This is a genomic window from Melioribacter sp., from assembly GCF_049325435.1.
Classification (GTDB): domain Bacteria; phylum Bacteroidota; class Ignavibacteria; order Ignavibacteriales; family Melioribacteraceae; genus Melioribacter; species Melioribacter roseus.
The window spans coordinates 218,434-240,567 of record NZ_JBMOLD010000002.1 but is presented as its reverse complement, the minus strand read 5'-3'; the positions used below and the strand labels follow the sequence as shown (position 1 = coordinate 240,567).

Sequence of the window (22,134 nt, the reverse complement as noted above, 5' to 3'; positions counted from 1 at the left end):
CTTTAAATAAAGGGCTTACTCGCTTTTTTAAGATTCCATAATCTTTACATACAATTTTCTTATATAGTCGAGATATTTCATCTGTTCTTCGATACCGGGAATATTTCCTTTCCTTGCAATACCGGGCTTTATATCGTACAATTCGAACATTCTATCAACCGCATCGAACAAATTGACATTAGGGAAATAATTATCTCTCAGATAATGTATCAGCTTCATGGTCCTGAAAGCGTCAAACCACAAAAATTTCTGTTTCATTATCTGATCAGGACTTGCCGCATTTTCATTAATTCTTTCCCAGGCGATTGGAAATCCCTGTTCCACAAGAAATTTCTCAATGCCTTCATGCACAGAGACGGCGCTATTCAATATCTCCCGGCCGTTCTCGTAGTAATCATGACGATAATAGACAGCGTGCCACTTTTTGAGTAATAAGAATATCGACGGATTATAAACGGACAACTCCGATTCGGCGTTGCCTTTTTCTTTAACGCTGTTGCAAAATTCGTTTATGCTTCTGCCCGTGCCGAACGGAACCCGCCATGAAATTCTTCCCGCCGGTCTTACTTTCGCGCCCGAAATCAACTTAATATCCGTCTGTTTTCTTAATTTTTCGAGAAAGTAAAAATCTTCTCCCGCCTTCTTTTTGTTCATACCGCCCGCTTTGCAGTAAAACTCGGCTGTACAAACCATTGTCGAGCCGATGGTCTGATAGGCGTAGGGCGAGTTCGTATATTTAAGCATCAGCGTATAATACCTTAGAAATATTTCGTAAGTTATAGCGGCGCTCTTTTCGATTTCATCCGAAGGCAGAGTATGTTCGTAGTCGACATAAGCCGCGTTAAGATTTCTTTTATTAAAACTTTCCACTATCTCGGTCAAATAATTATTATCCACCGTGCAGTCGGCGTCCAGGCAAATTATTATTTTCTTTTTGTCGTTCGAATAATCGAATTTTGTAAGCGCCAGGTCCATTCCCGTTTTTCGCGCATATCCGACTCCGGCGTGTTTATCCGGCAGTTCGTTTCCGGAAGTAGACGCGTCTACGGTTCCTAAATTCAATCCGGATTCGATAATTCCCGGATTTAAACGCGTATCCGTAATTTTATTGCGGATAAGATTATTAATCATTTCAAGACTGCGGCGGTTATTTTCTTTGACGCCTTCGCCGGCTTTATCGGAATTGTTTATTACGAAGAGAAACAATGTATCGTCAAGATACTTTTTTTCGAGTTCGGCGAGCGAATTCAAGAGGACAATCAAATTATCGTATTCGTCGATTGCAGGCACAACCGCAATGCTGTCGTACTTTTTTTCGTCGCGCGTAAATATCGACCTGCTCAGGTCGAGTTGTTTATACTTTTTAATGAATTCAGGCAAGTTATTCATTGAAGTAATATTCTTTTATTATCTCCGTTGCTTTTTCAACGTCGGCGCCGTCGAGCCAAAAAATTTCGATTCCCTCCCTTTCCATTTTCCGGTACCATGTCATTTGCCGCTTGGCGAAATTGTGAATGGCGCTGTTTAACTTTTGGAACATGTCGTTATAATTCAACTCGCCTTTAAGATAGAGCGATAGATACTTGTATTCAAGACCGAAGAATTCGAGTTTTTCGTACGTCAATCCCGACTTAATCAATTCTTTCGCCTCTTCAATCATTCCTTCTTTTAATCTTTTCTTGAGGCGTTCGGTTATTCGTTTTTTAATTTCGTTTCTTTCATATTGAATACCGATAACGAGCGAGTCGATTTTTATTGCGGCGGGTTCTTCCTCCGCGTTTTTTACAATAATGGCTTTTATCATCCTGTCGCGGTTTGACAAATCGGTTGTGTTGTGAAGTTTCGGACTTACTTTCAGCAGGAGACTTTTGAGCTCTTCGTCGGTAAGTTTATTCAGTTCTTCGTATCTGGAGAAATCGGCTTTGCCGAGTTTGTATCCTTTCAAAATAGAATGGATATAGAGCGCCGTTCCTCCGGCGAGGAAAGGAATTTTATTGTTTCGAACAATCTCTTCGTAAACCCGATAAAACATTCGATTGAAGGAATAGAGATTAAATTCTTCGGTCGGTTCGACTACGTCGATCAAATGATATTTGATTTGCTTTCCGTTTACAATATAATCGTCGAGGTCTTTGCCGGCGCCGATGTTCAAGCCGCGGTATACCTGGCGCGAATCCGCCGAAATTATTTCGCCGTTGAACCGATACGCCAAATGCGCTGCGAGTCGTGTTTTGCCCGCCGCAGTGGGTCCCAAAATGGTAATCAAATTATATCTCATGCCGTTCACATACCGGAAACATACGGTATGGTAATAATCACCGTAGTGCCTTCGCCGAGCGAGCTTTCGACTTCAATTTTTCCGTTGTGCGCTTCCACTATCTGTTTGGTTATCGAAAGTCCCAGCCCGGCGCCTTCTTTTTTGCCCTGCGTAAAAAACGGTTCGAATATTTTTTCTTTCAGACTGTCGGCAATACCCAAACCGTAATCGCGAATTAAAATTTTTACTACGCCGCTTTTTTCGTCTTTTTTTGTCATCACTTCGATTGTGCCGCCGTCGGGCATGGCGTCGCAGGCGTTTTTAATGATATGAGTATAACATTGATAAAATTCTTTAACGTCAATTTTTACCGTTACATCTTTGTCGAATTCATTTTTAATGCTGCAATTTCTCGATTCCACATACGTGCCGATTCGCGAAGCATAGTCATTCAATGTTTTGTTCAAACTGATATTTATCGTGCGTAGAATTGCCTTGCCTTCCGAGTAACTCGACGTGGTTTGAACCAGGTCCGCCACGTGGTTTAATTGCTCGAGCAGCATATCGATTATTTGAATATTGTCCGGAGTCAGGTCTTTATTCCTCAAATGCTCGGCATAACGCTTGCTAACCAATATCGGTTTTTTAATATCCTGGATCAGGAAATTAGCCATTTTGCCGAGCGATTGAACCCTTTCGACTTTCAGAAGTCTTTCTACCATTTCGGCATTTTGCAAAGCTATTGCAGCGTGAATCGACATAGCGTTGAGAATTTCTTCGTCGTCTTTCGAAAATTCGCCGTGCTTGCTGTTGAGCAGTTGAAGCACGCCGATAATTTCGCCTTCTCTGTTTTTGATGGGAAAAGTCAGAGCGTTTTTGGTTTCATATCCGCTGGCTTTGTCGAAATCCGACCTGTAGCGGATATCTTTGGAGACGTCTTTGATGTTAAGTATTTCTCCGGTTTTAGCCACATACCCCGCCATCCCTTCGCCGATCTTAAGCCTTATTTCTTTAATCTCTTTTCCCATTGCGATCAACGACCAGAGTTCGTTTTTTTCTTTGTCGATCAAATAGAGAGTTCCTCTGTCGGCTTCGGCTATATCCGTGGCGGCTTCAACGATATTTTTAAGCACTTCGTCTATTTTAACGGTGGAATTAACCAGTTCGGCTGCTTTGATAATTTTTTTCAGTTGAGCAATGTCCATTTTATTTTCCTCTTCTATTGAACTCTCTTCATGAGTATTATTATTGCCCTCATTCGTATTTTCCGGTTCCGGTACTTCAAAGTCGGGTTGCCCGTCTCGTATAAATTCCTCTCCGCTGTTTTCAAATTCATCTGCATTACGCTCAACTTTATTTTCTTCTTTTTCATCGGCAGCGCCGTCGGAAGTTGCAATTACATCGGGAATAAATTCTTCGTCTTTTGCGCCTTCGGCTTCCGCTTCGTTCTCCAAAGTTTCATCGTGTCCGGTCAGTAAATCGAAAATTGTCTCATCGAGATTTTCTTTTGCGAACTCTTCGTTATCCGGCAGTTCGGATTCGGGTTTTGGAATTCCGTCTTCGTCGAGCAGAAGATCGAAATCAAAATCGTCTTCCTTCTTTTCCTCTTCTTTTGTTTCGATTTTTTCATCGGGGAAATCGATCGATGTAAGATCGTTTGTTCTTTCTTTATTGCCGGGAAATTGTTTGTCGTCAATCGGCATGAAAAATTCCTCTGTTTTCGAGGAATTTTCTGCGTCCGAACTTTCCTCTTCGAAAGTCGCTTTGCTTGCCGTTTCTTCCTCCTCAGGCTGTTCGGTCAAATTATTCTTAACGTTTTCGTCGATTTGAAGAAGATACTCGATTTCATCTTTAGAAAGAGCTATCAGATACGAATCGGACAACGCAACGGCAATTGTGGTTCTGGAAGTTCCTTCCAGGATTTCATCCTGCCCGAAGAAATCGTTTTCTTCAAAAAGATAGGCTTTCGATTTGCCGAGAAGTTTTTTCTTAATCAGGTTGACTTTTCCGGAAATAATCAGGTAAACCGAATCCGCCGGTTCGCCTTCCTTATAAACATACTCGCCTTCGTTGACGGTGAAAAGCTTTCCTTTTATTTTCTCCGGATCGATTTTAGATATATCGGCATTTTTCAGTAACTTATTCTTACTTAATCTGCTTATTAATTGATTTTCCATAAAATTGTCTGAATCGTTATGAAAATAATTGAAATTGAAAGAGCGCTTGCACATCTTAGCAGGAACGATAAGGTGCTTTCAACATTAATAAAAAACAACGGGATTTGCAATCTAAAGACACACAAAAAATACTTTATTGCTCTTTTAAGAGCAATAATCGGGCAGCAATTATCACTTAAAGCGGCCGATTCGATTAACAGGAAATTTTTGGCTTATTTCGATAATTCTCCGGATCCGGATTCCATCCTTTCGGCAAAAGACGAAACGCTCCGCTCGTTAGGACTTTCCAATGCAAAAGTTAAATACGTTAAAGACCTCGCCTTAAAAGTAAAAGAAGGCGAAGTCAAACTCAAAAATTTTTCGAAAAAGAGAGACGAAGAAATTATTGAAGAGCTGACAAAAGTCAAAGGAGTCGGCGTATGGACGGCGCAGATGTTCTTAATCTTCACTCTCGGCAGACCCGATGTGTTGCCCGTTGACGATCTTGGCATTAGAAAGGCGATAATGTTAAATTACGGACTTAAAAATTTGCCTTCGGGCGAAGAAATCAAAAGACTGGCAAAAAAGAACGGATGGTCGCCCTTTTCCACAATCGCTTCGCTCTACCTGTGGAAAAGCCTCGACACTAATTTCGAAACTATTTTAAAGTAACGGCATCATACCAAATGAACGAACAGCAATTAATCGTAGCGGCTCAAAACGGCGACAGAAAAGCGCTGGCGGAACTGGTTAAAATGTATGAACAGACTGTTTATAATTTTTCATTCAAACTGTGCCGAAACCGCGAAAGGGCCGAGCATACTATGCAGGAAACATTTTTAAGCATGGTAAAAAATTTGCGACAGTTTTCGGGACAGTCGAAACTTTCCACCTGGCTCTACCGCGTTGTAGCGAATCATTGTCTTATGCTCGCTCGTTCCGAAAATAGATACGGCTTTTCTTCTTTCGACGACGACGAAACTTATATCGACGAAAAAGAGATAGCCGAATGGAAAGTGACGCCCGATAAAGTAACCGAAAATAACGAGCTGAAAATGATACTCGACGAATCGATTCAAAAGCTCGCGCCGGAATACAGAGTGGTTTTTATGCTCAGGGATGTGGAAGGTTTATCGACCGAAGAAACTGCAAAGATACTCGATTTGAGCGTGCCGGCAGTCAAATCGAGACTGCACCGAGCGCGCGCATTTTTAAGAAACGAATTAAACGAGAGATTCGCACATGAACTCAAATAAAATTTCATGCAAAGACGTAATGTATCACATTTGCGATAATCTCGGGGAAGACCTGGATTCTCCCCGATGCATCGAAATCAAAACTCATCTGGAAAATTGCGAAAACTGCCAGAGCTATTTCCAGAACATTGAGTCTACAATTCAATTTTACAGAAAATACAACGTGGATTTACCCGAAGAGGCTCACAACAGATTAATCGACTTCCTCGGGTTAAGCGATTGCATTGAGGAAACAGAATAAAGAGGATTTATCTCATCATTCCGCTCAACGCTTCTTTGATTAAGTCCTCGAGCGCAATCGAGGGATTTTTATCCAGAGCAGCTCTTACCGCTTTTTCAGCCGTCTTCTGATTGTAGCCCAGATTAACCAGCGCGGCAATTGCGTCGCCTGAAATGTCGCTTAAACCCGCAGCTTGTTCCGGTTCGCCTACAGTTTTAATTTTGTCTTTTAATTCGAGAATCAATCTTTCTGCGGTTTTCCTGCCGATTCCCGGCGCCGACACAATCTTCGAAACGTCGCCCGTAATTATCGCTCGTTTAATCTCTCCCGCTCTTATTCCGGATAAAATACCGAGAGCCGTCTTTGGTCCGACTCCGCTTACGCCGATGAGCAACTCGAACATCTCTTTTTCTTCCTCGTTATAAAAACCGTACAAATCGAGCGCGTCGTCTTTAACGACAAGATATGTATGCAACTCCGCTTCTTTACTGTCACTTATTTTTTCGTAAGTGGCAATTGAGATGTTCAGTTTGTAACCGACTCCGTTTACGTCGAGTATCAAACGGGTCGGTTTGACAGAAAGGATTTTTCCTCTTAAATATCCGATCATGACACTACCCTGTCGGGATTTTTTTCGATAAATTCTTTCCAGTTGCTGCTTTTCGAATTTGAAGACGGGGATTTGAATTTAAATGCATGACAAACGGCAACCGCCAATGCGTCCGTTTCGTCGTATTTCAAATCCGATGTTTTTATGGCGCAGATTTTCGAAATCATGAATTGGATTTGCTGTTTCGATGAAGAGCCTTTTCCGCAGACGGCTTTTTTGACTTCCCTCGGCGAGTATTCCCGGACAGTCAGATTGTTCTGCGCCGCAGTCAATAACGAAACGCCTCTTGCATAACCGATTTTAAGCGCCGATTGAACGTTCTTTCCGTAAAATGCCGTTTCGAGAGCGAACTCGTCCGGTTTATATTTTTTAATTACAGCGGTTAAATCGTCGTGAATTTTTTTGAGTCTTACAGAAAAGTCGTTTACTGCGGGAATGCGTATAACACCCGATGCGATGTAGGAAATTTCGTTGTCTTTAAAATCGATGATCCCGAAACCCGTTACGAGAGTGCCGGGATCAACACCTAAGATTCTCATTTTATTGTTCTTCTACAAAATCTGCATTCGTAAAGACGTTTTGAACGTCGTCGTTGTCCTCGAGCGACTCGATTAATTTCATCACTTTTTCAGCCTCTTCGCCTTTAACGGCAACCTGATTTTTGGCAATCCATTGCAAAGATGCGTTTTCTACCTGCAAGCCTTTATCTACCAAAGCGCGTCTTACCGGTTCGAACGATTCGAGCGTTGTCACTACTTCAAAGAAATCCTCTTCGGTCTGCAAGTCGTCTGCGCCCGCGTCGATAATAATTTCCATCATTTCGTCTTCCGACATGCCGTCGCGTTTAACTGTAATAATGCCTTTTCTTTCGAACATCCATGCGACCGAATTCGATTCGCCGAGACTGCCGCCGTTTTTAGAAAAGATATGACGGACTTCGGCAACGGTTCTGTTTTTATTATCCGTAGCTGCTTCTACGAGAATTGCAATGCCGCCGGGACCGTAACCTTCGTAAACCACTTCGTAATAAGTGGCGCCTTCGAGTTCGCCCGTGGCTTTTTTAATTGCGCGTTCTATATTGTCGGCTGGCATGTTAGCGGCTTTTGCGTTGTCGATCGCCAGTCTGAGTCGCGGATTGCCTTCCGGATCGCCTCCGCCCTGACGGGCTGCAATTGTTATCTCTTTAATCAGTTTAGTAAATAATTTACCTCTCTTGGCATCTAATGCGGCTTTTTTTCTTTTGATAGTAGCCCATTTTGAATGTCCGGACATAAATTACTCCTTTATATTATTTTTGATTTTCAAATCCTTTATGCGTATTTGCGGAAATTCCTTACCGTCTTTATTAATTGTTTCAATCGTATACACAATATCCACTAAATCCCGGTCTTTATCAATATAATCGGCATAATAACCGAGATTGAATCCGATTGCGTCGAAGACTTTGTCGTTGCCGTTTTGTTTGAAAGAAGTTACGATGTGATTCATGCCGACAACTTTCGGAGGATAGACCAGACTGACGTTTTCGCTCAAAAAGACCGGACGCATATTGCCCGGACCGAACGGGGCAAACTGACGCAGGATTCGCAAAAACTTCGGCGATATCTCGGAAAATGAAAGTTTGAAATCGATCGTAATTTCCGGCCGTATATCCTCTTCGTTCATCGATTTGCCGAGGATGTCGTTAAAGCGTTTTTTGAATTCGTCGAGTTTATCGATTTCGATTGCAAGTCCAGCCGCCGCTTCGTGCCCGCCGAATTGAAGCAAAAGGTCTTCGCAGCTTTGAAGCGCTTCGTAAATATTGAATCCCGGAATGCTCCGCGCCGAGCCTTTGGCAATGCCGTCGACTGTGGTCAGCATTATGGCGGGACGGTAAAATTTTTCAACCAGGCGCGACGCCACTATGCCTATAACGCCCGGATGCCATTCGGGATTGTGCAATACGATTCCAATGTCGGCGTTCAGGTCAATCTGTTTTTCTACAATACTGACGGCATGGCTGAAAGTCGCTTCGTCGATTTCTCTTCTTTTCGAATTTTCTTCTTCGAGTATTCTTGCCAGTTGACTTGCTTTGCCGGGATCGTTAGTTGTAAATAATTCGACCGCGCGATGAGCGTCGCCTAGTCGACCGACTGCATTGATTCTCGGGGCAATCGTAAAAACAATTTGTCCTGCGGATAAATTACCCGGTTCCATTCTTGCCGAGCGAATCAGAGCTTCGATGCCCGGTCTGGGATTTTTATTAATAATCTCGAGACCTTCCCGGACAAGGATTCTGTTTTCGTCGACCAGAGGAACAATATCGGCCGCGCTGGCAAGCGCAACCAGATCGAGATACTTGTACGCCATTTCTTTTTTGCCGATTCTGTCGCCGATTGCCGTAGCCAATTTAAATGCAACGCCCGCCCCGGAAAGACTCTTGAAAGGATACGTATCTCCCGGTTTTAAGGGATCCAGGACAGCATAAGCATCGGGCAATTGTTCCTTCGGCTGATGATGGTCGCATACGATGGTTTCAATATTATGGGATTTGGCGTGTTCGATTTCGTCGACGGCGGTAATTCCGCAATCGACGGAAATAATTAGATTTACTCCCTGATTGTTCAGGTAATCGATGCTTTGATTCGATATGCCGTAACCTTCAGTAAGACGGTTGGGAATATAAGTCATTACATCGGCGCCCAATTCTTTAAGGAACAGATACATCAGAGCCGCCGAGCAGGTGCCGTCTACGTCGTAATCGCCATAGATGCAGATCTTCTGATTTCCCGTAATTGCCTCGATAACCCGCTGCGTGGCTTGCTGCATACCGTCCATCATAAACGGATCGTGGAGCGAGGCAAGCGAGGGACGGAAATACGTCTTGGCTTCAAAAAAGTTTGTAATTCCTCTTTGAATCAGGAGGACGGCTAAAGCATTCGAAATATTCAGGCTGTCTGCCAGCGCCAGAATCGATTTTTCATCGGGTAAATCTTTTAATTTCCAGCGTCTAGATTTCATGTTCTATTCAGAAGAGGGAACAGATGAATCGTGTCTGTAAGCCGAATTCTGTAATCCGCCTGAGGCGGACGGCAGTTATTTATCTAGACCCGGCATTACTACCGGGTTCCAGCGGTCTACCCGAAGGCGCTAAAGGCGAACAACCTTTTCCCGTCAAAACGGGAAGACCTTCTGCTTGACCTTGCTCCAGGTGGGGTTTACCTTGTCCCGCCGGAGGCGGGATCCCGTAACGGGACCTCCTGCATTACTGCCGAAGCGGTGAGCTCTTACCTCACCTTTTCACCCTTACCCCAACTAAAGTCAGGGCGGTCTGTTTTCTGTGGCACTATCCGTGTTCCGGTTTAACCGGAACCCCGGGCGTTACCCGGCACCTTGTTCTGCGGAGTTCGGACTTTCCTCCCCTTACATATCGGGGCAACTGCCCAACACGATTCATCTGCTCTTCTTCTGCTCTTTTTATTTATACATTACTTTTCAATTGAGACAAATATAATAAATTTCAAGCCGCTCCGCACTACCAAAATCAGGGCTTTTCAATTACAGCCGGATGCGAAAAAAAGTTCCTCAGAAGGGATTTAATTGCTCATCAAATTGGCTATAAAACGCATGTTTTTGGAGCTCGAATTCGATATGATGATTTTGATTACCGCCGTCAACGGCACCGAAAGGAACATTCCCACTATTCCCCAGATATATCCCCAGAGCATAAGGGAAATTAAAATTACGAGCGGATTTAATCCCAAACGGTCGCCGAAAGCCATCGGTTCGACTATATTGCCGAGTATGTTTTGAACCAGAATCAATGTGGCTGTAACCAGCACCATATAACCGAAAGATTCGAATTGTATAAGCGTCATTAACGCCGGAAGTATTACGGCAATTATCGAGCCGATATTGGGAATAAAATTCAGCAGAAATGCAAGCGTCGCCCATACCACATAAAACTCCACTCCGTAAAGCCATAATACAAGCCCCACAAGAACGCCGAGCGTCAGGCTAATAAGAAATTTCGTTATGATATATTTTTGCACCTGGCTCGTAATGTCTTTGAAAGTCTTTTTCAATTTCATTTCTCTTTGAATGGTCATAGTGGCAAGCTGGTCGTCCAGCGATTTCGCCTTCAATCCTTCTTTGAGACTTTTTTCCTTCAATTCCTTTTTAAGTTTCTTGACCGTCGACTTGACGTTTTTTTCCACGTAACGAATTCTTATGGCTTCGAATATTTTTTCGTGACCGCTGCTGATGAAAATGAAAAAGAAGAGAATGAGAAAAATACTCACAAATATGTCGAGAGTCGACGAGAACAAGCCTCCGACGATGGAGCCGTAATTTATGTTTTGAATCGTCTTCATAAATTCGCGCATCATCGTATCGTTCATTCCGATCGAATGCATCCCTTCCTGAAACAAACGAGCTATCTTTTCCTGATAAACGGGCAAAGCTTCGCCGAAACGAACAAAACGTCCAACAATTATCTGAACCACTCCGCCGAAGAGCGCAAGCGTGATTATAATATTCAACATTATCGTAACGGGTAGAGGAATCTTCTTTTGCTTTAGAAATCCGTTCATCGGCTCGAATACGAAATAAAGGAAATATGAAATGACAAACGGAATGAAGATATGGCGCAGTTCTTTGAGCACCATAAATATTACGACAAGACCCACTACGGAGATAAAAAAGGTAACTACCGGATCGACGTTTTTTTTCTTCATACCTGCCCTTATCAACTGCCAAAATATAATGAATTCTTCTTTAACTATACGAACGGTGCGACCCGCTTAACAAAAATTTTATGACGAATTTTTGCACTGACAAATAAAAAATAATTTATTATCGTTATAAGCGAAGTTGGATTTATAGTGAGAAAAATTGTTACCCTTATGAAAACAAGCTAATCCCAAAGTCATATCTTACGATAATAAATCAGAAATTAATTTTATCCGGTGGAGGTTTTATGGAACACCTGGACTTAAACATATTCATTACATCCGCAGACGACGCCGAATTGGCGGAATATAAATTGCTGGCGGCTCTTAAAAATTATAAAGAAGAATTTCACAAATACAGGCTCTATCCGTTCTTCGGCGAAATTGTGGAAGTGAGCAACCAGCTGCATCAGTTAATCAACAGCAAAGAAGAATTCAACAAACTCCGTTCGAAAAAGATTACGGGCATCGATCTGGAAAATCAGCAGTTGATATACGAATACACGGAAGAAAATCTTAGCGAGGAAAAGATATCGCGAGTATTTTCATTTATCGAACGGGCTCTTCCTAAAATAAAAGAAACTCTCGAGGAAGGAGCCGCCGTTTACGACTTTGTTGAAAATAATATCGAAATCAAAGAAATCGGGCTGCTTCCGATATACAAAGACGAGGGTTATTTTTTCGTAAGGGACAACCGGGAACGGATGCTCTATATTTATAAATTTTCGATGGCAAAAGTCGTCAATTCAAATGTGCCGTTCCAGTCGCTTAAGACAAATTTTTTGGAAGCTTTCAAAGAAGAAGCGACGGTAGTGCCGCCGGAAGCAATCAAACTCGAACTGATCAAGAAGTATCCCGATTTGCCGAATCCGGCTACGTACAATCTGGATACGGACGTGGATTTTCCGTTCAACGAAACCGTGCTGCCCGTGGCAAAACGGAAATTTATTCGTTTCCTTGCCGCTTAGGCACAGAACGGAGAAACATTCCGAATTGCTTTTGTTCCTCGAGGCGGCACGACCAGACGAGGTCTCCGTTCCAAACCGTAATATCGGGGCAGCCGTCGCACATGCTCTGACGTCCGTCCTGCATAAAATCGACCGGTTGAATGAAGAGGATTGTCTGCATGTGCACTTTGCGGAAAATATTCAACGGATTCTTGAGATAATTGGCAAAAGCTTTACGCACTCCCCTGTCGAAAAGAAAACTTATCAGCATTGTCGAGCGTCCCATCGACGCCAGACCCGGCGAAGCATAAGAAAGATACGTTCCTTTCAGAAGATGATGGAAAGTCATCACCATTTCCATAAACTTAGCGCCGGCATAGCCGTAAATTTTCCCTTTCGAGCCGAAGCGTTCGGTCAACAGCCATTTGAAAGAATCGACTTTTTCGGTTCCGTTGAGATATGCGGAAGGACTGAATTCGGGATAGATTTTCCGCGCTTCGGCGACCATATCGGTCGAAAGGATATCGACCTTGCGTTCGTTGTCCGAATGGTATGCAATCGCTTGCCAGTCGATTTTTTGTCCGCCGGCATACCAATCGAACGGCAAATTCGGTACTACGTGCCTGAAGGCTATGAAAACCATTGTATGTACGATGTCGATATTTTCTTCCGCCCACTTAATCATTTCGGGCAGATATTGAAGCGTGTCCTCGTAAACAGTCGAATTGAACGAGCAGGCGATGCCGCCCTCGTCGGCTAACATGCGCGCGTATTCGTATCTCAATTCGTTCAGTTCAATTTCATTTTTTCCTTTCCATTTTCCGCCTCTGCCCTGCTTACTGTCCACGTGAAAAGTAAATCCGAAAACGCCTGCTTTTTTCAAATCCTTTAATAAAGATTTATCGAGCGCCGCGCCGTTTGTATTGAGTATCGGTTTCAAGCCTCTCTTTTTTATTTCGGCTACGATTTCCACAATCCGGGGATGAAGCAGCGGGTCGCCTCCGGCGATCGAAATGCAATCCGAATTTCTTTTTGACTGGAATACGTCGAGCTCGCGTTTGATTTCGTCGAGCGTTTTGTGAGAATCTTTTTCGTTATCGCGATAACAACCGTCGCACGCTAGATTGCACAATGCCGTCGGTTCAAGCCACGATATTGCGTTGTCCGCCAGATTCCACGGCAGCCGGTATAATTCCCTGTGATTTACTTCCTGACCGTTCATTTTTTACCCCCGTATTTATATTTGACAATATCTATTTCGTTATACCCGAAGAACAGCGCTAACGCCGATTAAGAATAAATCAAAAGCAAACTATTTTCCCTACTTCATAATTGCGAACCGAGCGCAGCCAGCTCAAAAGATTTCGAATGAATCCGGGAAACGGATTCATAATCCAGAAACTCGACTCTCTCTTTAATTTCTTTGAAAGCCGAGTATCCGATTTTCGCTTCGAATTCTTTTTTCCTTTCATTTGCAGCGACGATGTAAAATCCGGCATTGAAATCCTGAAGGTCCGCGAATTTTAGCAAAGAGTTTTGAATATCGGTCGAATGTTCCACTTCGAAAAAAGAATGCGGAAGTTTTCTGGAATTAAACCAAATAACGTCGACAGTTCCGGCTCTTCTGACAATTTCGGGATAAGAGAAATTTAATATTCTGTCGTACGCCGCAATGTCGCCCAGTTTTGTATTTAAGAACTTTTTATTTTTATCCTGCGGAGGGACGTATGTTTTGAAGCCTTTCAAATTTCCTATTTCGAGCAGCAGCCCCTGGTAATACGAATGATTAAAATCGGCGTTTCCCGATGAAGATTCTTCCAGTTTGAATTTGTTTAATACGTCTGACTGACATTCTTTTAAAGCCCATAAACCGGGTCTTATTTTAAAAAAGAATCTGCCGTCCTGAACAATTCTGCGTATCGACGCATACGGAGTTTTAGTAGCCCAATTCGAAACGTCGACATTTTGATATAGGAAGCCCAACGTTGCATAGCCGCCGTTTTTTCTCATTACTTCAATTACCTGATCATGCTGCTTCATAACTTTCCGTTTAATGGACTAAGGAAAAAATTCGTCATGTCGGGATTCGGAGCGGTTAGTTTATTTTCTAATTGCAAGAATGCCAGGCGCCCGGTAATAAATTTATTGATTTCGAGTTACTTAGTTTTGCCCGTCCAGAATTTGCTTCCTATCGCCGCTCCGGTAAAAACACCGGCGACGAAACCGCAAAGCATGTCAAGCCATTCGGTATTCGAATAATGATTTGCAATCAAAAGCAGCGCGGAAACCGCTCCGAGCGTTAACCCGAATTTTCTCTTATGAATTATTTTTAAACATCCCGTTTTGCCGTAACCGGATTTATTATTTGTATCGAATATAACGCCCTTTAATTTTGCCTTCTCTTATTGAAGTCAAACATAAAATATATTTTAATGTCAATCAAGCCGAGGCGAAAGATTAGTAATACGCGTTAAATTATTTTCTCCTTCTTTTCTATATCGGTATAAATTTCGTCTATTTCTTTTTGTAATTTGATAGTACGGCTCAATGCAGTGACAATACGGCAGTAACGCGGGGCGTCGTCCATTATTCTGCCTTTTCTGTCTTTCAGATATTTACTCAAAACCTGGTAGCCTCCTATCTGGTAATTCCAGACTTCCGGATCGACGCCTTCGAAATATTTTTCGTCGTTTATATAAATACGTTGTTCTTCCTCTTTGTAAATAACCTTTTCGATTTTATCGTTTGATCCGCTTCCCTGATATTTAGCTATCGGTTTATCCAGCGTTTTGCTTTTTAAGAGATGTAAATCGGCGAGCTCGTTGCCTAATTTTGACATCGATTTAAATAACTTATATTCCGTAGTAAAGGGCACGCGCGGAAAATCAACTTTTAAAAACTCGGCGTAGGTTTCGCGGTAGATATTACTGTAAAACACGGCATAGATGTAATAAAGAATCTCTTCCGGTGTGGGCTTTTGCCCGTAAACCGACTGCAACTTGTCAAAGATTTCAGCCGGAATATTGGGTTCTTTTTCAGTTTGGTGCTGGTTGAACAGGTCTTTTTTGTTTTTGTCGGGATAAAGATATAATGGAAATAAATAACCGATTCCTTTATTGCTTAATGTTATTCTACTTTCAACAATGTTTTCAGTAATAAAAGAATGATTAAAAACACCTTCCGCAACCTGTCTTACCGTGATCAATCCAATATTCTCTTCCAGCATGTGGCGCATGACTTCGGGACGCATTCTCTCGATTAATGCCTGATGATAAAAAATATATCTTTCATCAAATGGGCGATATAATATCTCTTTGCAATATTCATTTAGGTCCGAGACTTTAGATATCTCCTGCCTTGCTATCTTAATTTTCCAGTTTGAATTTTCTTTTAAATCATATGCTTGTAAAATTATTTCATCAGGTTGAGAAAGGTTCTGAAATTGCATTATCCTGTTCTTTAACTCTCTTTTATCAAAAGCTATAACAAAATTATCACGTGAAGTGACAATCCCAACGCTGTTCACAGGGAAAATCTCGTTGATTTGTTTCCAATTCAAATATTCTTTGATTTTTTCAGTATTCCTTCTTACAAAGAAATAATAAGGGCTTTGGGGCTCGATTTTTATATAGTTTTCTTTCTTGAACTTAGTATTTTCAAGCCAATTGTATTTTTCTTCCCGCAAGCCGTATAAATCAGCATGATAGACCTTTGGTTCTTTAGGATTCTTGTTTCTAATAAACAGAGCAATTGCCACGCCCTGGCGGATATCAAACACATTTTCATCTTTTCTGCCATCCGGCGCTGTTTCCTTTTTCAGGCTGTTGCCGTGCAAGTCGAGTATGTAAATCTCATCAAAAGTTTTCATCAAACTCTGGCGCATACCGCGGAATGTGGGATTGTCCAGATAACTGTGATTGGTAATCATGCCCACGATGCCGTAACCGGATGTCTGGATTTTCCACTGGGCGAAGCGCAGGAATTTAACATAATCGTCCTGCAGCCATTTTGGATTCTTTTCGCCAAGTGGCTCGCCGTCGACAAAATAATAATCCATTAATATATCACCAACAAAGGTCTTCTGATTAACAGTAATGTCCTTTTTTGCTATTAAAAATCTCCTTCCGACACAATTTTCTCGTTCGTTCCAAAAATAATTGGAAATATATTTTCTTCCTTTTTTTATATTCAATTTTAATTCACTTGGATTTGCAGATATGCCGCTATAGGGCGGATTGCCCAGAATAACCAGTACCGGATGTTCTTTTTTCACCTTGCCCGCCAGATGGCTTTCTTCACTCAATGAGGATAGTCCGGGAATGGCAATTTGCTCAATCTCTTCCATTTCCAGCGCATTGGTCAGGTAGAGCTTAAAGCGCTCATCATCGGTCATTTTGTAACCAAGTTCTTCAAAGATAAATCCTATCTTTAAATGACCTATGGCATAAGGCGCCATCATCAGTTCAAAGGCATGAAAATTGGCAAGAATGTGTTTTTTAATCCAGCGGTGCAAACCGCCGTGGCCGTATTTCGCTTTAAATTCATCGACAGCAATACGTATGGCTTCTGCTGGAAAGGTGAGAGTGCCGCCGGCTGGGTCAAGCAGTTTTACTTCTTCGCTTGCAAGTCCGTCGTTTAGTTGAAACCTGCTTTTTAGAATCGAGTGGACTGCGCGTACAATATAGTTTACAACCGGTTCGGGCGTATAATAAACTCCCCGGCGTTCTCTTACTTCGGGATCGTAAGTAGCCAGAAAAGTTTCATAAAAATGTATTAGCGGATCTTTGCCTTTGCCGTGATATTCTCTCAAAATTTTGTATACGTCGGCAACGTTAAGAATTTCCGAAATATCGTCAACTATTATTTCGAGCGATTTTGGCGGGTCTTCAAGCGAGATAAAACGGAAGACGTCCCGGAGTATTCCTATTGTATGCGGAATATAATCAAATGCAAGTTTGCGGTTAAATTCATCCGAGGCTCTCGTTCTTGCCGCAAAAAGACCGTATGTAATAGTTTGCGCGTATAAATCAGCAAATTGTTTTTCCGTTAAAGACGCTATCAGATATTTTTTAAAAGCTTCATAAAAACCCGCAATTTTATTCTGCTCTTTTTTTCCCTTCTCTGCGCCGGATTCCTCCATTTCCAAGGAAATAATTTCATCTCTCAGAAAACGGGTGCGCTTTGCTAATTCCACAGCAAGAGTTTGCGCTGATTGAACTTTAGGCAAAGAATAAGAAAAGAATAATTCCAATAGTTCTTCAAAATCTTTTACCTGTTCAACCGGCGGAGCCGTTTTAAGTTTTTTTGCAATTACAGGACGGCCTATCATCGCTTGCTTAATGCGTTCGCCGTCCCTGTATAATCTAAACTCGTAAAAATTTGTCAATATTACGTTGGGAAACGTAGAAAGATATCGCCTCAGTTGTTCAGTATCCTCAATGTAATCAAGATTTGTAACCGAAGGCTCTTTGGCTTCAATGTAACCGGTAATATGATTTTTACCGTCCCAAATCCTAAAATCGGGATTACCCGCCTCTGTTTTTTTGGGGAGAATTGTAACATCGACATTCTTAATTTCTTTAAGCGAAGCGAACTGTATTATTAGATTTTCGAGATGCTTATAATAGCTTTCTTCCCTGGCGTCTCCCTTATCTAAGGATTTTGTTAGATTTTTAAGATATTCTTCGAGAAGACTTTTCACTAACCGAATCCTGAATTAATACTGAATCTGTGATTTTAATACTTACGTTTATCTCAAAAATGATTTGCCAATTACATTTAACGCAACAAATAAAATCATTCGTTTTAGGATGCCTCTTTGCCCTATAATTTATTTACTGAGGTTTGAACTTAATAATTTCAATTAAATCGCGCAATATTTATTTCACCAGAAGCATCGATTTTGTAAATTCAGCATTGCCGGCAGCGAGCCGGTAGAAATAAACTCCAGCGGAGAGTTCCGAAGCGTCGAATAAAATTTTATAGCCGCCCGGTTTGTGATATCCTTCGGCGAGAGTTTTTACTTCCCTGCCGAGCACGTCGTAAACCTTCAGCGTTACGAGGCCTTCTTTTCCCACGCTGTATTCGATTTGCGTCGAAGGATTGAACGGATTCGGATAATTCTGCATTAAATTGTAATCGTAATTTATTACGCTTTCGTCTTTAGTTGAAGTAGGAACGCCTTCGCCGTAAGCTTCGACTCCGAACCAGAGGGTATTAAGAACCGATTGATTCAAATCGACAACGAACTTGCCGCCTGCGTTAGGAAGAACCGTAAAAGCTTTCGTATAATTCTCTTTTCCTTTCGTATCGAGCGGAATAATTTTAATCGAATCGGCAAGGATGTTCAATTCGAGCGTCAAGTCGAGCGGAAGAATTTCGGTGGGACTTCCGCCCCAGCTGTTTTTGAGAGTCGTGTTATTATTGTACCAGATCATTCCTCTGTTTTGAATCCGGGACGCAATCGTAATCAAAGATTTTCTCGATTCGGAAAGCGAGTCGCCGTCGAGCGAAAGCCATGTAATAACCCCGAAGTCGCTGTTGCCGCGCGTATCAACAATCTTTAAGCCTCCCGCGTCTTTATTCAATAAACCGTTAAAGAAACCTCCGTATCCCACAAAGCGGTCTGTAATTATGCTTATCGTTCCTTTATCGGCATCCCATTCGATTTCGCCCGTATCGGTTTTGTACGGATTTACAGGAGTGGCTTCCAGAGCTCTAAAATCGGTCGTATGATTCCCGAAATACGATTCGGTTTTAACAGAATGTTTCAAAGCGAGTTTTCTGTCGAAATAAGTCGGACCCGTCCAGCCGGAAGCGTCTTCGCGCGGCAGCGCGTATATTGTGTCGGCTGTGTAAGAAAGATACACCGGCTCGGAAGAAGGTCTTACGATGCCGTTACGAAATACGTATGCAATCGTAGGAAAGAACGACATCAAGACGGAGTTCCTGTTGATTGCAAAATAATTATTGATTTTATCGACGCCCCAGTCGTAAGCTTCGTCGTAGGCAAAATACATAAAACCGTCGGCGTCGTTGAACGAAGCGTATCCGGCTGAAAATAGAACCGACTCAACCTGATAACGATTAGGGAATGAGTGATTATACTCGCTGACCGTAAACGGTTTTCCTTTAATCGGAACGCCAGCATAAAGCCCGGGAACAGTTCCGCCGTTAATATCCTTTACCATCGGCGTGTTATTGATCAGCCAGTCGGTCGAAGACCACGGCTCGTTCGGAAATTGAGGATGATCCCAGTAAGCATGATTGTCCACATAATCGCCGTCGGACATAGCGGCTAAATCAGCCGTTCCCGCATTCCAATTGGTAGTTACAATCGGAACTTTTACGCCGATCGTATCTTTAAGATACGTGGTCATTTCTTTGAAATATTGTCGTTCCAGATTGATATAGAATTCCGACATATCCTTAACCCGTTGCGCGGAAAATTGAACCGCTTTGCTGTAATCGATACGTCCCACATTACCCGACGCAAGCGATTCGCCTTCGCGCAGCCCTTCTATTCCCGCCGTAGCGAAACTAAAATCATCGAACCAATATGTATTGTTTTCCAATCCAAGGTTGAACGAAAGTCGTGCGCGCCCGTTATTGTCTTCCGGCGCTCTGAAGCTGAACGAAAATTCCTGCCAGTCCGGAGTTAGATTAATTGTTATTCCGGAGTAATAATTATAAGGAGAGCCGTCATTCATTACGCTTACGCTTATTTGAACGGGAGCGCTCGATTTGGCGGCAAATTTGACCGTGTAAGTAGAATCCTTTTTAACTGTCGCATACGGATATTTGAACTGAATATGCCAGTTTTGATCGGAAGATTTTGTCACTTCCACTTTTGCGCTCTTGCCGCCTTTGTACGACTCGTTCGAATCGATCGTAAAAAGAGCCGTTGCGCCGGAATGTTGTTCGAGCTGCCATTTCCCTTTCGATCCCGATTCGAAACCGCCGTCTTCGATTTGCTCGCCCGCACCCGCTTCTTTTGTATAATTGTTCCAGGCGTTTTTTAACGCTTCGTCGTTTTGATATTTTTCTCTAAGGAATTCTATCCACAAACTGTCGAGTTTTTTCGAATAGACATAAGGGAGTTCGCCTCCTTCGGAAATCGGTTTGAGATTATCATCCCGCCAAAAACGATAGAGCGAATTCTCGTTTGTAATTTCAACCATTGCCATAACCGGGTCGTCTTTCAAAGGCAAACCCGTATAAGGATTTACATGCGTAAGAAGCTGTCGGGCATATTCTTTATGAAGACTTTTTATATAAGGATCGAAAAAGTTTACCCCCTTTCCGAATTCCGGAAGCGAATCGTACGCCGGCACGTTGTCGTTTATTCTGAAAGTGCGCGACACATGAAGATTCATATTGACGTAGATGCCGTTGCGTTTCAATTTATCGATAAGAAATTCGAGAATGTCGAGGTAATAGGAATTGAGTTCGCGCGTCGAAGTTTTTCCCACAAGGCTCCTGTTTGACCAGGGATTGTCGAGATGATGCAGACGGACGAGATTAATTCCGAATTTGCGCATCCTTCCTGCGAGCAGTTCGCATTTGTCCAGCGGCGGGAATGCGGCGTCCGCGCCCAGATTCGTTCCCCAGAACCGTATCCGTTTCCCGTTGAGACTAAAATGCCCGTCGTTGTCTATCGTAATAAAATCATTTATTTCACTTATGGGATATTTCGGGAAAAAATTTTGCGACGAAGTATCTTCCGAAGGAAGATAAAAATTAAATCCGCCCGTAAAGTTTTGTGCAAAAGACGAAATAACTGCGATTAAAAACAGAGCTATAAAATAATTTTTACGCATTGAACTTCTTCCCGATTATTTTATTGCAAGTTAACAAAAAGAAATCAGCCTGTAAAACCGAACGTACAAAAAGGGAATCGCCGCGCGATTCCCCCAAATAAGATCTTTATAATTTCTTAATTATTTTATCAGTTCGAACAGCGGCGCGTTTTTGGAACGTATATAATCTCGAATAGTTTTGCCGGAGAGGGTAAGATCGGAATCGCTCCAATTGCCTGTGGCAGAGGCGCCCGGAACCAAAGCGGCCGAGCTCTCGTTTTTATCCATTACAGACCAGTTGCAATTGCTTAATTTATTTTGTTCCATAAAGTCGAACCATAGATTTGCTTCGTTCATATCGATATTGCCGTTGCCGCTAGCCTCGCTCAAACCGTATTCGGTTACAAATAGAGCCGCGCCGTTTGCGAGAGCGTTTGAAGCTTTTGTTCTGTTGTATTGCCTGTGAGTGCTGGAATAAAAATGGAGCGAATAAGCGACGTTTACGTCGTCAATCGGATCTTTTGCCGCTACGTCTACGTCCTGAGACCATGTGGGATTGCCCACGACGATTAAATTGTCCGGGTCGTATTCTCTGATGGTTTTAATTACTTCCACAGCGTACGGCTTAACGACTTTACTCCACGACACCTGCATCGGTTCGTTGTAAATTTCGTATATGATATTCGGTTTGTCGCCGTATTTTTGGGCGATTGCCTTGAAAAATTCCTTGGCTTCTTCAAGATGATTTTCGGCGTGATGGTCGTGCCAGTCGACAATTACATAAATGCCCAGATTAATCGCTGCGTTTATAACAGTTTCGGCTTTTTGCATTTCCGCATCCGGATTGGAAAGGTATCCGCCGCTTTCGACTCCGACAGAGGCTCTTACAATCGTACATTTCCAATCGTCTCTTAACCATTTGACGCACTCTTCATTATAGTATTTACCGCCCCATTGACTCCAGAATAAACTCATGCCCCGCAGCACAACCGCCGTATCGGCTTTGCCCACAATTTTATTGCCCGAAACTTTCAGCGGTCCAATCAATTCGACAATTGTTTTAGGACCCGTATCCTCAGGGGGATTGGTAACCGCCTGGCTTTCATCCTTGCAATTGAAAAAGGAAAAGGAGATTAGCGTTAAAAGAAGAAGGATATTTTTAATAGACATTATCGCTCCGG

Annotated in this window: 17 protein-coding genes and 1 other RNA gene; 4 read left to right on the top strand and 14 right to left on the bottom strand. The window is 42.5% G+C overall.

All coding sequences use genetic code 11. The features are described from left to right. Positions 1 to 27: 27 nt before the first annotated feature. From ACOYVE_RS02650 to ACOYVE_RS02640, 3 genes are read right to left on the bottom strand one after another with little or no spacing between them, the layout of a single operon-like run. Positions 28 to 1,389, bottom strand: coding sequence for a hypothetical protein (locus ACOYVE_RS02650; RefSeq protein ID WP_422880690.1), 1,362 nt, complete (start codon positions 1,387 to 1,389; stop codon positions 28 to 30). Further along, the gene (gene miaA, locus ACOYVE_RS02645) at positions 1,382 to 2,278 is read right to left on the bottom strand and encodes a tRNA (adenosine(37)-N6)-dimethylallyltransferase MiaA (RefSeq protein ID WP_422880689.1); all 897 of its coding nucleotides are present in this window, start codon (positions 2,276 to 2,278) and stop codon (positions 1,382 to 1,384) included. Before miaA ends, ACOYVE_RS02650 begins: the two co-directional genes overlap by 8 nt. A gap of 5 nt (positions 2,279 to 2,283) precedes the next feature. After that, positions 2,284 to 4,434, bottom strand: coding sequence for an ATP-binding protein (locus tag ACOYVE_RS02640; protein WP_422880688.1), 2,151 nt, complete (start codon positions 4,432 to 4,434; stop codon positions 2,284 to 2,286). An 18-nt stretch (positions 4,435 to 4,452) separates the two neighbouring features. On the opposite strand from ACOYVE_RS02640, the gene ACOYVE_RS02635 reads away from it, so the two are divergent. Genes ACOYVE_RS02635 through ACOYVE_RS02625 form a run of 3 tightly spaced genes read left to right on the top strand, consistent with a single transcriptional unit; the run spans position 4,453 to position 5,910 of the window. After that, positions 4,453 to 5,085 (top strand): DNA-3-methyladenine glycosylase family protein, encoded by a 633-nt coding sequence (locus ACOYVE_RS02635; protein ID WP_422880687.1) that lies wholly within the window; start codon positions 4,453 to 4,455, stop codon positions 5,083 to 5,085. A gap of 14 nt (positions 5,086 to 5,099) precedes the next feature. Next, on the top strand, positions 5,100 to 5,669 hold the full coding sequence (locus tag ACOYVE_RS02630) for an RNA polymerase sigma factor (RefSeq protein ID WP_422880686.1): 570 nt from the start codon (positions 5,100 to 5,102) through the stop codon (positions 5,667 to 5,669). Next, positions 5,656 to 5,910 (top strand): zf-HC2 domain-containing protein, encoded by a 255-nt coding sequence (locus ACOYVE_RS02625; protein ID WP_014855420.1) that lies wholly within the window; start codon positions 5,656 to 5,658, stop codon positions 5,908 to 5,910. The genes ACOYVE_RS02630 and ACOYVE_RS02625 overlap by 14 nt, the downstream gene beginning before the upstream one ends. A gap of 7 nt (positions 5,911 to 5,917) precedes the next feature. On the opposite strand, the gene ruvA is transcribed toward ACOYVE_RS02625, so the two are convergent. From ruvA to ACOYVE_RS02595, 6 genes are all read right to left on the bottom strand, one after another. Next, positions 5,918 to 6,499: a Holliday junction branch migration protein RuvA gene (ruvA, locus tag ACOYVE_RS02620; protein WP_422880685.1), complete on the bottom strand. Its 582-nt coding sequence runs from the start codon at positions 6,497 to 6,499 to the stop codon at positions 5,918 to 5,920. Then, entirely contained in the window at positions 6,496 to 7,038 is a 543-nt protein-coding gene (ruvC, locus tag ACOYVE_RS02615) for a crossover junction endodeoxyribonuclease RuvC (RefSeq protein ID WP_014855422.1), read from the bottom strand. The genes ruvA and ruvC overlap by 4 nt, the downstream gene beginning before the upstream one ends. A 1-nt stretch (position 7,039) precedes the next feature. After that, a complete protein-coding gene (locus tag ACOYVE_RS02610) occupies positions 7,040 to 7,771 on the bottom strand; it encodes a YebC/PmpR family DNA-binding transcriptional regulator (RefSeq protein ID WP_014855423.1) in 732 nt (243 codons plus the stop codon). A 3-nt stretch (positions 7,772 to 7,774) separates the two neighbouring features. Further along, positions 7,775 to 9,499, bottom strand: coding sequence for a single-stranded-DNA-specific exonuclease RecJ (gene recJ / locus ACOYVE_RS02605; protein WP_422880684.1), 1,725 nt, complete (start codon positions 9,497 to 9,499; stop codon positions 7,775 to 7,777). A gap of 21 nt (positions 9,500 to 9,520) precedes the next feature. Further along, positions 9,521 to 9,933: RNase P RNA component class A (gene rnpB, locus ACOYVE_RS02600), an RNA gene on the bottom strand. 141 nt (positions 9,934 to 10,074) lie between these two features. Then, positions 10,075 to 11,214, bottom strand: a complete 1,140-nt coding sequence (locus tag ACOYVE_RS02595) for an AI-2E family transporter (RefSeq protein WP_422880683.1) — start codon at positions 11,212 to 11,214, stop codon at positions 10,075 to 10,077. A gap of 242 nt (positions 11,215 to 11,456) precedes the next feature. On the opposite strand from ACOYVE_RS02595, the gene ACOYVE_RS02590 reads away from it, so the two are divergent. After that, entirely contained in the window at positions 11,457 to 12,176 is a 720-nt protein-coding gene (locus tag ACOYVE_RS02590; protein ID WP_422880682.1) for a hypothetical protein, read from the top strand. Here ACOYVE_RS02590 and ACOYVE_RS02585 read toward each other — a convergent pair. The 5 genes from ACOYVE_RS02585 to ACOYVE_RS02565 all read right to left on the bottom strand — a co-directional run bounded on the left by ACOYVE_RS02585 (position 12,154) and on the right by ACOYVE_RS02565 (position 22,123). After that, complete coding sequence (locus ACOYVE_RS02585) at positions 12,154 to 13,377, bottom strand: radical SAM protein (RefSeq protein ID WP_422880681.1); 1,224 nt, start codon at positions 13,375 to 13,377, stop codon at positions 12,154 to 12,156. The two genes, ACOYVE_RS02590 and ACOYVE_RS02585, sit on opposite strands and share 23 nt — an antisense overlap. A gap of 104 nt (positions 13,378 to 13,481) precedes the next feature. Beyond that, positions 13,482 to 14,195 (bottom strand): hypothetical protein, encoded by a 714-nt coding sequence (locus ACOYVE_RS02580; RefSeq protein ID WP_014855428.1) that lies wholly within the window; start codon positions 14,193 to 14,195, stop codon positions 13,482 to 13,484. A gap of 430 nt (positions 14,196 to 14,625) precedes the next feature. Continuing rightward, complete coding sequence (locus ACOYVE_RS02575; RefSeq protein ID WP_422880680.1) at positions 14,626 to 17,856, bottom strand: type ISP restriction/modification enzyme; 3,231 nt, start codon at positions 17,854 to 17,856, stop codon at positions 14,626 to 14,628. Between the two features lie 178 nt (positions 17,857 to 18,034). Further along, positions 18,035 to 20,974: a carbohydrate binding domain-containing protein gene (locus ACOYVE_RS02570; RefSeq protein ID WP_422880679.1), complete on the bottom strand. Its 2,940-nt coding sequence runs from the start codon at positions 20,972 to 20,974 to the stop codon at positions 18,035 to 18,037. 120 nt (positions 20,975 to 21,094) lie between these two features. Continuing rightward, positions 21,095 to 22,123, bottom strand: a complete 1,029-nt coding sequence (locus tag ACOYVE_RS02565; RefSeq protein ID WP_422880678.1) for a glycoside hydrolase family 5 protein — start codon at positions 22,121 to 22,123, stop codon at positions 21,095 to 21,097. Between the last annotated feature and the right edge of the window lie 11 nt (positions 22,124 to 22,134).

What these genes read in the sequence shown, in the direction of transcription:
- ACOYVE_RS02590 (WP_422880682.1), top strand. Translation starts at nt 11,457, where the DNA reads ATGGAACACCTGGACTTAAACATATTCATTACATCCGCAGACGACGCC.
- ACOYVE_RS02640 (WP_422880688.1), bottom strand. Translation starts at nt 4,434, where the DNA reads ATGGAAAATCAATTAATAAGCAGATTAAGTAAGAATAAGTTACTGAAA.
- ACOYVE_RS02650 (WP_422880690.1), bottom strand. Translation starts at nt 1,389, where the DNA reads ATGAATAACTTGCCTGAATTCATTAAAAAGTATAAACAACTCGACCTG.
- ACOYVE_RS02580 (WP_014855428.1), bottom strand. Translation starts at nt 14,195, where the DNA reads ATGAAGCAGCATGATCAGGTAATTGAAGTAATGAGAAAAAACGGCGGC.
- ruvC (WP_014855422.1), bottom strand. Translation starts at nt 7,038, where the DNA reads ATGAGAATCTTAGGTGTTGATCCCGGCACTCTCGTAACGGGTTTCGGG.
- recJ (WP_422880684.1), bottom strand. Translation starts at nt 9,499, where the DNA reads ATGAAATCTAGACGCTGGAAATTAAAAGATTTACCCGATGAAAAATCG.
- ACOYVE_RS02585 (WP_422880681.1), bottom strand. Translation starts at nt 13,377, where the DNA reads ATGAACGGTCAGGAAGTAAATCACAGGGAATTATACCGGCTGCCGTGG.
- ACOYVE_RS02595 (WP_422880683.1), bottom strand. Translation starts at nt 11,214, where the DNA reads ATGAAGAAAAAAAACGTCGATCCGGTAGTTACCTTTTTTATCTCCGTA.
- ACOYVE_RS02610 (WP_014855423.1), bottom strand. Translation starts at nt 7,771, where the DNA reads ATGTCCGGACATTCAAAATGGGCTACTATCAAAAGAAAAAAAGCCGCA.
- ACOYVE_RS02630 (WP_422880686.1), top strand. Translation starts at nt 5,100, where the DNA reads ATGAACGAACAGCAATTAATCGTAGCGGCTCAAAACGGCGACAGAAAA.
- ACOYVE_RS02570 (WP_422880679.1), bottom strand. Translation starts at nt 20,974, where the DNA reads ATGCGTAAAAATTATTTTATAGCTCTGTTTTTAATCGCAGTTATTTCG.
- ACOYVE_RS02565 (WP_422880678.1), bottom strand. Translation starts at nt 22,123, where the DNA reads ATGTCTATTAAAAATATCCTTCTTCTTTTAACGCTAATCTCCTTTTCC.
- ruvA (WP_422880685.1), bottom strand. Translation starts at nt 6,499, where the DNA reads ATGATCGGATATTTAAGAGGAAAAATCCTTTCTGTCAAACCGACCCGT.
- ACOYVE_RS02625 (WP_014855420.1), top strand. Translation starts at nt 5,656, where the DNA reads ATGAACTCAAATAAAATTTCATGCAAAGACGTAATGTATCACATTTGC.
- ACOYVE_RS02635 (WP_422880687.1), top strand. Translation starts at nt 4,453, where the DNA reads ATGAAAATAATTGAAATTGAAAGAGCGCTTGCACATCTTAGCAGGAAC.
- miaA (WP_422880689.1), bottom strand. Translation starts at nt 2,278, where the DNA reads ATGAGATATAATTTGATTACCATTTTGGGACCCACTGCGGCGGGCAAA.